This is a genomic window from Lachnospira sp. CLA-JM-H23, assembly GCF_040096425.1.
Classification (GTDB): Bacteria; Bacillota; Clostridia; order Lachnospirales; family Lachnospiraceae; genus Lachnospira; species Lachnospira rogosae.
The window spans coordinates 185,787-195,906 of the sequence record NZ_JBBMET010000007.1 but is presented as its reverse complement, the minus strand read 5'-3'; the positions used below and the strand labels follow the sequence as shown (position 1 = coordinate 195,906).

The 10,120-nt window shown below is 35.4% G+C and carries 10 protein-coding genes; all 10 read right to left on the bottom strand.

All coding sequences use genetic code 11. The annotated features are described in order from the left end of the window. Nucleotides 1–364: 364 nt before the first annotated feature. On the bottom strand, nucleotides 365–1,267 hold the full coding sequence (locus WMO42_RS10540; protein ID WP_349192238.1) for a hypothetical protein: 903 nt from the start codon (nucleotides 1,265–1,267) through the stop codon (nucleotides 365–367). 3 nt (nucleotides 1,268–1,270) lie between these two features. Continuing rightward, on the bottom strand, nucleotides 1,271–2,032 hold the full coding sequence (locus WMO42_RS10535; protein ID WP_349192237.1) for a hypothetical protein: 762 nt from the start codon (nucleotides 2,030–2,032) through the stop codon (nucleotides 1,271–1,273). A gap of 31 nt (nucleotides 2,033–2,063) precedes the next feature. After that, nucleotides 2,064–2,963, bottom strand: a complete 900-nt coding sequence (locus WMO42_RS10530; RefSeq protein WP_055177594.1) for a hypothetical protein — start codon at nucleotides 2,961–2,963, stop codon at nucleotides 2,064–2,066. Nucleotides 2,964–2,977: 14 nt separating this feature from the next. Next, nucleotides 2,978–3,562, bottom strand: a complete 585-nt coding sequence (locus WMO42_RS10525; RefSeq protein ID WP_055177591.1) for a DUF4352 domain-containing protein — start codon at nucleotides 3,560–3,562, stop codon at nucleotides 2,978–2,980. After that, the gene (locus WMO42_RS10520) at nucleotides 3,549–4,379 is read right to left on the bottom strand and encodes a hypothetical protein (RefSeq protein WP_022502445.1); all 831 of its coding nucleotides are present in this window, start codon (nucleotides 4,377–4,379) and stop codon (nucleotides 3,549–3,551) included. Before WMO42_RS10520 ends, WMO42_RS10525 begins: the two co-directional genes overlap by 14 nt. Before the next feature lie 147 nt (nucleotides 4,380–4,526). Beyond that, nucleotides 4,527–5,840, bottom strand: coding sequence for a GHKL domain-containing protein (locus WMO42_RS10515; RefSeq protein WP_349192236.1), 1,314 nt, complete (start codon nucleotides 5,838–5,840; stop codon nucleotides 4,527–4,529). A 27-nt stretch (nucleotides 5,841–5,867) separates the two neighbouring features. Further along, nucleotides 5,868–6,611 carry a LytTR family DNA-binding domain-containing protein gene (locus WMO42_RS10510; protein ID WP_022502447.1) on the bottom strand — a complete coding sequence of 248 codons (744 nt, stop codon included), beginning with the start codon at nucleotides 6,609–6,611 and terminating at the stop codon, nucleotides 5,868–5,870. Between the two features lie 13 nt (nucleotides 6,612–6,624). Next, entirely contained in the window at nucleotides 6,625–7,371 is a 747-nt protein-coding gene (locus WMO42_RS10505; protein ID WP_055177581.1) for a CvpA family protein, read from the bottom strand. 100 nt (nucleotides 7,372–7,471) lie between these two features. Continuing rightward, nucleotides 7,472–8,734: a DUF5711 family protein gene (locus WMO42_RS10500; RefSeq protein WP_022502449.1), complete on the bottom strand. Its 1,263-nt coding sequence runs from the start codon at nucleotides 8,732–8,734 to the stop codon at nucleotides 7,472–7,474. Nucleotides 8,735–8,801: 67 nt separating this feature from the next. Then, a complete protein-coding gene (locus WMO42_RS10495) occupies nucleotides 8,802–10,097 on the bottom strand; it encodes a LysM peptidoglycan-binding domain-containing protein (protein ID WP_349192234.1) in 1,296 nt (431 codons plus the stop codon). Between the last annotated feature and the right edge of the window lie 23 nt (nucleotides 10,098–10,120).

The following is a 10,120-nucleotide window of genomic DNA, read 5'->3' as shown; positions in this document are numbered from 1 at the left end:
GTCTTTCTGTTCAGTTATCAAAGTTCATTGCTTTCAAACTCAGTATTTATCTATGTTTGAGAAGCTTTTGTGTCGCTGTCGTATCGCGGCGACTTGATTATAATAGCACCACCCATCACATATGTCAACAACTTTTTTCAATTTTTTTTAATTTTTTTGAGATTTTTGTTGATTTAGCAAAGTTAATTCTTTGCAAAGCCGCGTATTTACTAGCTTTGCAGCATTTTAATATTTTCCTTGATTTTGGAGATTTTTTTATTTTTTACCTCAATTTAATCTGTTTTTCTTATATTTATGGCTTAAAATATCCTTTTCTTTTTTGCAATAAATTGAAATCTTTCCCAATTTATAATGCATTTAAGCATTATTCGTGCCCCTGCCACTCATGTTTCTGGTTAATTATATCCATTTTTCTTATATATAATGAGCCTGCTACTATGCAGAAGATTGTTATTGCCGCCATAATAATTACTCCCAATAATATGTTATATCCTTCTGGGCTGTATATTCCATTTCTTAAAGCCATACAATATATGGATATAATGAATGGATTATCTGAAAATGCACCTATAATAAGATATGACATCACAATAACATATCCAATGACTGGTGATATAATAAGTCCGACTGTAATCTGGATAATGCAGAATGTTATTGTCATAAGCAGGCTCATAGCCATAAGACTTATCACCAGACCTGTCAGATTAGTGTTCTGTATAATAATCTGTTTATCCATAGAAATAGCCGAATAGCATACTTCTGGTGTCGGTGCAAGCTTAACGCCTCCTGTGCATATTCCAGCCACTATTATTACAGCATACAATATTGCATAACTTAGCACTGCTGTTAATATGCCCCATATACATTTGCTTATCCACCAGTTAAACCTACTTCCTGTTCTGACGATAATATTCTTTCCAAAGCCATACAGGTCTTTGATGACATAATTGCCGACAATATAAGCTACAAATATATTAGGAAGCATATACACAGAGGATATGTCTACGGTTTTAATCACACCACTATCATATTTCTTAACACCCCTTAACACCCATAAAATCATATCTCCACACGTATACGAGTCAATATGTCTGCTAAAGCTGCATATCATAATAAAATATATTACACATACTGTATATATTATTCCAAGCATTGCAAATCTTTTCCATTGCTGTACAATGCCCTCTCTTATGTCGCTTTTTATCTGCCACCACAACATCCACACTCTCTCCCTTATCTTTTCTGCAAAGTTATAAGTTTTCTGCACAATCTATGTCCCTAAGAATTCCTTTTTCTTAAATCTTACTGCCACGTTCACAAGGACAAATATTATTACCATAACTATCAGCGGATATATTATATTTACACCTAAGTTTAAGCCAACCTTGTATGTATAGCTTGATACCTGATAACTGCCAAATATTAAGCCATGGCTTTCAAAGCTTCTGTCTATAGTAATTAATATTATTGCAGATATATATCCTGCCCATTCTTTATTGGTGCACCACCATACTCCGATCATTACAATTCCCGTTATTAAAAAGCACTGAAATGTCTCTATTACATATGCCACCAGCAGCATAACAAATGATGGCTGTTCTTCACATACTTTTCCAAGCCATTTCGCACAGCGACTATATTGTTCTCCCCAATTATAAAATGTATTTGTCCGCAATAAACCTACAATCGTGGTTAAAGCAAAGACATATACCGTAAAAAACGTACACAAAATGAGTAAATCTATCACGCATCTTTTCCATACATCATTAACTGTGCGTTCCCTGACAACCTGCATTATTCTCTGGTTATGCCTTTCGACAAATAATGTATAAAACAGCAGCAATGGAACACCAAATGTATCCACCACATGCAAAATACCTATTATATAGACATCATATAAGCACGGCACTCCTCCGCCGCTCCCAAGCTGCCCATTAAAATTAATAACAGCAGCAATTGTCATTGCACCTAATATAATAGCTGTAAACCTTGACTCATTTACCCGCAATAAATCAACTAATCTTTTCATCATACCACCTGTTATTGCAATTCTTCACGTTCCATTATTCCTGTCTTATATCCAGTTTAATAAGACTCTTAATCTTCTCAAAGTAGCCTCTGTCCTTGTTTTGATTATTACTTTCGTACATAAATGAAGTTGAAAAATATATATTGTCATATGAAATATCATCTCCATACACCAGATCTCCATATACACCCTTTCCTATATCCTTATCATAACGATATGTATACTGTTCAACCCACTTATCTTCTTCAAAATATATTAACACTTCTTCTTTTTCCTCGCCCGGCTGTAATGTAATTTTAGAAGCCGATTTCAAAGTAAATGCATCTGGTGCATTTGCACAAATAGGTCCTCCATCATTTGTCCCTTTCAAGCGTCTGTATTTCATCACAGAATTCTCCTTTTTTATGCTATACAGACTCAGGCTGTGTATAGGCAATGTGTATTCACTATTATTCTCATTTTTTATACTAAGCTTTACAAAAAGCGCTTTCCTCTCAACCCCACGTTCACTGTCTAATATATTCCCCTGTTCATCTATATAATCATCTGTTTCTACATAAAGCAGGAAATTTCTTATATTATCATATGCCGCCTGTGATGTAAGCTGTCTTAAATCACTAAAATCATCTGTAATAAGGGCATCTGTAACTGTAAATGATAACGTATCATTTCTACTACCAATTGTAACCTTAGCCGTCTCCCCAGTCTGTACCAGTTCCGGCATATAATTTTTATTGCACTCCTTATAATCTTCTGTATATACGCGTGGTGAATTGTCAGAAACCATATCTGATTGTCCAGATGATTCACTGCCATTTGATTTTGATGATGCATTTTCCATCATCTGATATATATCATCAGTACTTTGGCTGCTACAGCCTGATACCAGCATTAATACACATAAAATAGCAAATATTATACTTTTTCTTTTCATAAATAAACTCCTCTTTACAATCCCTTAATATCATCAAGAACTATAATTTCGTGTACAGGATAATTAGACAGTACAATACGAATCTGTGACTTTTTCAACATCCATCTTCTATCATCCCGCAACACTCCTTGTGACATTATAAAATGCAATACAATTTCCCTTTGTTCTTGTGCTTTAAGCTTTATGCTTGTCAATTCTCCATTTTCCATCACTTCTCCATATATTAATACGCCAACAGGATATATCTCCAATCCAAGATGCTCTAAAAGTGTTTTTGATAATTTGATTTCCTTATCTGTTTCATTCTTGACATCAATCTTCGCTATAAAATAATAAGTATTACTATTATTCCCGTTATCAGGGAGAAGTTCTGATCCATATTGGCTGTTTGCTTCTTCCTGCGGCATATATTCTACAGAATTAACTTTTATGCTCGTATCGCCCGTCCTTACCCATTCTCCAATTGAATGCACCTGCTGCTCTGGCTTTGGAAATCTTTTATTGACATCTATGTAACCTACAAGCCACACACCAGATACTACTAATATCAGGCAGGCTATAACAACACGCTTTATAATTCTCTTTTTAGAGTGCATCATTCTTCACCCCTCTCCACACATATATAACAAGATCAAACAACAAAACCACGCATATAAATATCACATAACTCTGCCAGTAATTTATTGCCACCTGATCAATCCTGAACAATCTCCATGGAGCCGCCCCTTTTATATATCTATATTTAACAGGAATCCATGTTGAAACTGCATTAATGAATTCACATAATACACTTGGAAACAACAGTACAATAAATGCATTATTAACATACAGCGATACAACGAGAGACATTGTTGCCATCAGTCCTGCACATATAAACTGGAGAATAAAATATAACAAATAATATATATACGGATGTGAGAATAATATATATGACCATATTCCATTGCCATTACAGGGAACAGTATGACTAATTGCTATAAAAGATGGCATCACTGCTGATGTAGCAATCAGATCCAGTACTAACGGAGCAACTGCCGCCGTTCCACCTGTAAGAAACACTGCAATATATTTGGCTGATATGTAATTAATCTTTTTGGTTCTTGTATAATAATTCTTTACAATCCCCTTTTTATAATCTGTATAATATGTAACGGCATAAGGCACAACAGCAAGTAACGGAATAAGCCTGACATACAATGTGTAATGCCAGCCTTCACCCATTGCCATCCACATATTATTAACATTGGCTACTGTTTCAAGATTACCTGTTTTATAAAAATGTAATGGATCGAGTGCCGTTGGTAATACCTTCTGAAAAAAATGTAATGCACTTATAACTATACCTATCAGGAGCGACACTTTTAAACCTGCACTTTTAAACGCCCTCTCCAGCTCTATTTTTAACATCTGCTTCATAATATCCTCCATTCCTGTGTTAAGCCCAGCCGCATAAAAAAATCCAGCACATAGATTCTAATCTCTATGCACTGGATTATATCATACGCATTTTGCGATATTCGGTTAATGTAAAAAGTTGTATTCATTAATGTAACTTTTTGCACATCAAATGCTTATCTTGGTCTGATACACATTTTCAGACACATTTTCCTTATAACTTCCTCCATATTTCTTAACAATACGGCGCACATTATTAATGCCCCTGCCGTGATCTATGTAATATATGGCTGGCTTCTTTTCTGTATCTTTCAGGTAATTATTCTCTATTATTATTATAAGCTTTCCTATGCTCTCTGTTATAATTATATGTATATAACCACCTGTATTAATATTATTCACAGCTTTAATGCTGTTGTCTAACAGATTACCTATTATAACTCCTAAATCTCCCATATCCACACTAATCTGCTCTGGAACTTCCGCCTCACATTCCACCGAAATGTTATCAGCAACACCACTGAGCTTGTATGTCAGAATGTTATTGATGACAAGATTATTACAGTATATTTTCCCCTTAACCATATCGACACTTCCTATCATTCCGTCTAAATAATCAAGTGCCGCACTGCTGTCATTCTGTACTATAACACTCCTTAAGGAACTAAGCCTGTTCTTGATATCGTGCCTTATATCCCTTAATTCTTCCTGTCCTGATTTGATATTATCGTATATTTCCCTGTTAGTCTGCCGCTCACGTTCAAGCATAATAATCTCATAACTATGACGGCTGTTCTGTTCAATCATATTAATAAGCATCGCTATTATGTTAGTTATGCACCATAGAATAATAAGAACTGCCAGCACAATTGGTCTTGTGTCAACATATTTATATGCCATTTTGCTTACCATAATACATGCCACAGTTATGCCAAGTGATGTCACAGCTATAGCTGTCCCTGCAAGCCTTCCAAGCTTTATGCCTATATATTTATCATATACATCAACAAGTATTACAATCAGTATTCTTACCATAATAATACAGCTAATTTCTCTACTAATGTCTGAACTGTACTTTTCAATTCTCGTAAGAGAACAGTTCTCCAATATCAGACGAACCAGAATATTAACAGTAACCGACATACTTATATGATATGCCGTACTGGCTGTTACCGTGTATACATCAAAAGCACTATACTTAAAACCTGCAAGCATAATAACAAGAAGAAGTATATACATCGTATAGCTGTTGTTAATCAGAAAACTGTACATACATAATATATCAACTGCCGCCAGAAGAATATTATATACATAATAAACAGCTCTTTTAAAATAACTTAACAGCCGTACATTAAGCCCATATGAACTATCTGCTGGTTTCAAATGTTCCACATATATATAATTCTTCTGATACCCAATATATATAATATAGTCTATTATACCTGCCAGCATACACAATAAAAACATATGATTATCTAACATATCTTAAGTGCACCTCTTAATATTAAACTACCAGAGCCTTCTGCTTTTGCCTCTCTCTGATGTTATATAGCTCGTATAATCTGTCATAAAATCGTTATATCTTCCACGTCCCAAGTCCAGTCTTATCTCTTTGCCATCTACGCCTCTCCTGCACCAGACATTGGATTTATCAACCCTGCTTACATATCTGTAATTAACAATACAGCCACTTCTTGTCTTTCCAAATATCAGCTCTGGAAGTTCATTATATACATCATTAATCTTTCCATAGAACTGATATTCCATATTAGTGGTTATAAGGTTAATTATTCTTTTGGACGACTCCATATACACGATATCGTCATAGTATGTGCTGACTAACTCTCTGTTACATCTGAATATAAGCTTGTCATCTCTTGAATTAATAACCTCTTCAAGCTGTGTTACAATCTTGTCCACCTTCTGCATTGTAACAGGCTTCACAATATAATTAAAAGCGTGTACATCAAATGCTTCCGCCATATAATCTGTATGGCTTGTCGTGAACACTACTATTGAATTAATATCTGACTGTTTAATATTCTTTGCCAGCTCTACACCATTATCCGCCCCAAGTTCAATATCAAGAAAATAAGCATCATAATGCTTATTGTTAAGTTCTCGTTTTATGTCATCTACGCCAAAATATACATCTACTTCTGCTTCACATTCTGTTTCCCTCAATCTGTCATCAAGAAGATGTTCCAATGTTCCCGCCTGTATCTTATCATCTTCACATATAGCTATACGCATATTATTCCTCTGTCTATGATATTATCATCTTCATTATAATATTATTATCGTATATAAATTCCAAAAAGCTGCTGCTATGAATCTGTGCAAGTATATCCGAAGCCCATACATTATTGCCAAATGCTGTAACTATTGCAAATACTACCCACACTATAATAAGTCCTTCAACTATACCTGCTATTGTTCCGCACAATTTGTCAGCCTGATGAATAACCGGAAGCCTGCTTATTACGCCTGTCACTCCCATAAACACCTTAAGAATTATGTATAATATAACAAATACTATGCAGTAGCATATTGCATTAATTATGATAGCACTAAGCTGTGCCGCAAATATCTGTGCCGCCATCTCTTTTATTGTAACCTCAGCCGATGTTCCAGCTGAGTCTAGTATTTTCATAGCTGCTGACTCTGTTATATTGTCAGAAAGGCTCTGTGGAAGCTTCATATATTCACTTATGGCATCAACCTTTGACTGTATCGCATCCTTGTATGCAACAGTACTGCTGTCTATAACCTGTGAATCATCTTCTCCATATTTCCTGCCGTCTTTTATGATATTTTCATATATGCTCTGTGTAATACGCTCGTCCATATCCGTATCATTCTTTACTTTTTCACTTACTATTGGTGATGCAAATGTTGTGACAGCTATTGTTATAATCATAGCAACGAGTGATGCCGCCATTCTTATTGCACCTTTTTTCATTCCATTAAAAGCCGCTATACATAAAATAGCCGCAACGCATATTAGTACCATATCATCTCCTGTTAAATATTATAAAATTACCATTATATTTCATATAATTCATTATCCGTCATTGAGTCATTCCAGACATTATTTATTATCTAAATTGTAGTTACTTGAGTTTAATATTCTGGATATACTTGGTGTTAATTAATATATATTCACCTCTTGTACCTGTTGGAAGTACCTTACTAGCCGGCATATCAAAGCTCATATTAGCAACATTCTTTCCTTTAAGATTGAATACAGAAAATGAAGTCGAATTATTCATAACTACACTTGAACCATCAAACTGTATATTATCAACCTGTGTTCCGAATTCAGCTTCACACACCTTTGAACCAGAAAAATTGTATACAACCATTTTGTATAATTCTCCTGAGTCTGAGTTATCCAGCACAAGGCCAATATAATCTGTGCCAAAGAATACCCTGTCTATTGTATTATCTATCTGTATTTCCTTTTCAAGACTTGGATATTCCTTTATCTTATATATACTTATTACATTTTCTCCAACTGCTACCGCTATATTATTGCTTAAGAACTGGACATCTCCAACAAGCACGTCATTATAATGATTGAAACCACCAACAACTCGCTCAGTTTCATTCTGTCCCACCTCCGAAAAGTTGTAGAACACCACATTAGTCTTAATCTCTTCACCGCTTACATATACATATGAGGCGATAAGCTTGGCTGAGTCGTTGGAAATACTTATATCAAGCGGATATCCATCTCCTGCAAGTGTTGTCTTTACACTGTAGATTTTATTGCCTTCCTTGTCATACATATTGATGTAGTTAGCTTCATTATCTTCAAGCACTGCCGCAACTGCTCCATTAGCTGCAACCTCAATCTGCGATATGACAAGTGAAGTATCTACTTTTCCTATATTGCCATTTTTATTAAAAATATATATCGTATTGCCGTTAATATCTCCTATTGCAACACAGTCCTCACATATCTTAACCTGCGGCTTCTGCATAGAATATGTCTGGTTCCACAGTGCCTTGCCCTTGGCCGTATAATATGCTGCACCATCATTACTGTATCTTATATAACCATCACCATATGCTATATAGCCAGAAGACTCAATATCTTCCCTGTTAAGAGAACCTGTAACTGAATACGAGGTAAATACATATCCATCAATAAGCCTCATAACAAGCACTACCGCAATTGCGATTACAATCACGCCAATAGCAGCTATTATTACCATATGTCTTCTATGCTTCTTTATTCTGTGTTTGACAATCTCATCATCTTCCGTTTCGTGCGTCGCCGCCTCCGAAACATTATTCATCTGTATTACTTTTCTTGCCGGAGCGTTCTTATCTCCATTAAATCTTGAACTTCCTGAAATTATATCAGCCATCTGTTGTCCCCTTTATTATAATCAAGGCTTAAAAGCTGATTTTATTATACATTATCCCCATAAATATTCAAGGAAGTTTTATTTCTTGTCCTACATATAGAACATTGGCATCATCTAATTCATTATACTTAAGAACCTCTGTATATTTAGTTGTAGTTCCATAATGCTTCTTGCATATGCTCATAAGCGTATCCCCTGTCTTTACCGTATATACATAAGCTGTATAAGCCGCCGTATCATCACCAGACGAAACACCCTGTGCTGTCTTAGGGGCCGTGCTGCTGTCAGAGCTGTTCTCATCACCCACGCCATTCGCATCGTCTGAGTTATTCAAACTTTCCGAACTATTCGCACTACCGGAGTTTCTTTCTGTGCCGCTGGAATTACTGCCTGCATTACTGTAGTTATCCGCATTTTTCATATTATCTTCGTTCTGTGATGTGTCTGTATCGCCTTTAGTTGGATACACATCTCCTGACAACTTGTTCACTGTAACCGTGTCATCCTGATTGTCTGACTGGTCTGTATCATTTCCCGACATCTGATTCATAAGAGTATTAATCGACTTGTCGAACTGCTTCATCTTCTCATAGCTGTTCATAAGATTAATTCCAATAACAATTATGACCACAACAAGAAATGTACTCATAACATACATAAATGAATTACTTTTCTTCTGTTCGTGCAGCTCATCTTTTTCTTTGATTACATTTCTTATTGTCTGCATAACCTTATCAGTCCTGGAATCCTCACAGGATTTCTTTCCATTGCGTTCAAGCATATATTCCTGCATTTCATAATTCCGCTCATAGAAACACACATACCCTTTCTGTTTTCTAAGACTTCCATTTTCATACAGGTAAAAATGCTCCTCTTTACAGGCCGTATCCACAAGATATAATGTCTTCATCATACCCGCAAAATTATCAAGATGGATTTTCTTAAGCCTTGCCATTCTCTCACTTGTTAAATCTGGCACAACTGCAAACCAGCCCACAACCGACAGATTTGGAAAATATTTCTCTGTATCTGAATATATTCTGTTCCATACATTTTCATCAAAACGTATTCTCTCCCCCTTATCCTCTACAACAGATTTAATTACCCCCTTTACAAATACGCATTTTTCCTCACTGTCCTTCTGCAGCTCGCCTAATAACACGCCAGCCTGCTCTATCATTGGATTATTATATGCAATAGAATTGATGTATGTAAACGCATAATCTTCTATGTATATTTTCTTATCAGAGCTTACATCACCTATCTGCTTTATATTCTTTGGTCTTCTTATGCCTGTCACACCTTCTTTTACATGGTGTGAATTCTTATCCGACTCATCTTTATTACATATAATCTCAATCATACCCTCCTCATTCCTGCGCTGAT

What these genes read in the sequence shown, in the direction of transcription:
- WMO42_RS10500 (WP_022502449.1), bottom strand. Translation starts at nt 8,734, where the DNA reads ATGGCTGATATAATTTCAGGAAGTTCAAGATTTAATGGAGATAAGAAC.
- WMO42_RS10525 (WP_055177591.1), bottom strand. Translation starts at nt 3,562, where the DNA reads ATGATGCACTCTAAAAAGAGAATTATAAAGCGTGTTGTTATAGCCTGC.
- WMO42_RS10510 (WP_022502447.1), bottom strand. Translation starts at nt 6,611, where the DNA reads ATGCGTATAGCTATATGTGAAGATGATAAGATACAGGCGGGAACATTG.
- WMO42_RS10520 (WP_022502445.1), bottom strand. Translation starts at nt 4,379, where the DNA reads ATGAAGCAGATGTTAAAAATAGAGCTGGAGAGGGCGTTTAAAAGTGCA.
- WMO42_RS10505 (WP_055177581.1), bottom strand. Translation starts at nt 7,371, where the DNA reads ATGGTACTAATATGCGTTGCGGCTATTTTATGTATAGCGGCTTTTAAT.
- WMO42_RS10515 (WP_349192236.1), bottom strand. Translation starts at nt 5,840, where the DNA reads ATGTTAGATAATCATATGTTTTTATTGTGTATGCTGGCAGGTATAATA.
- WMO42_RS10495 (WP_349192234.1), bottom strand. Translation starts at nt 10,097, where the DNA reads ATGATTGAGATTATATGTAATAAAGATGAGTCGGATAAGAATTCACAC.
- WMO42_RS10535 (WP_349192237.1), bottom strand. Translation starts at nt 2,032, where the DNA reads ATGATGAAAAGATTAGTTGATTTATTGCGGGTAAATGAGTCAAGGTTT.
- WMO42_RS10530 (WP_055177594.1), bottom strand. Translation starts at nt 2,963, where the DNA reads ATGAAAAGAAAAAGTATAATATTTGCTATTTTATGTGTATTAATGCTG.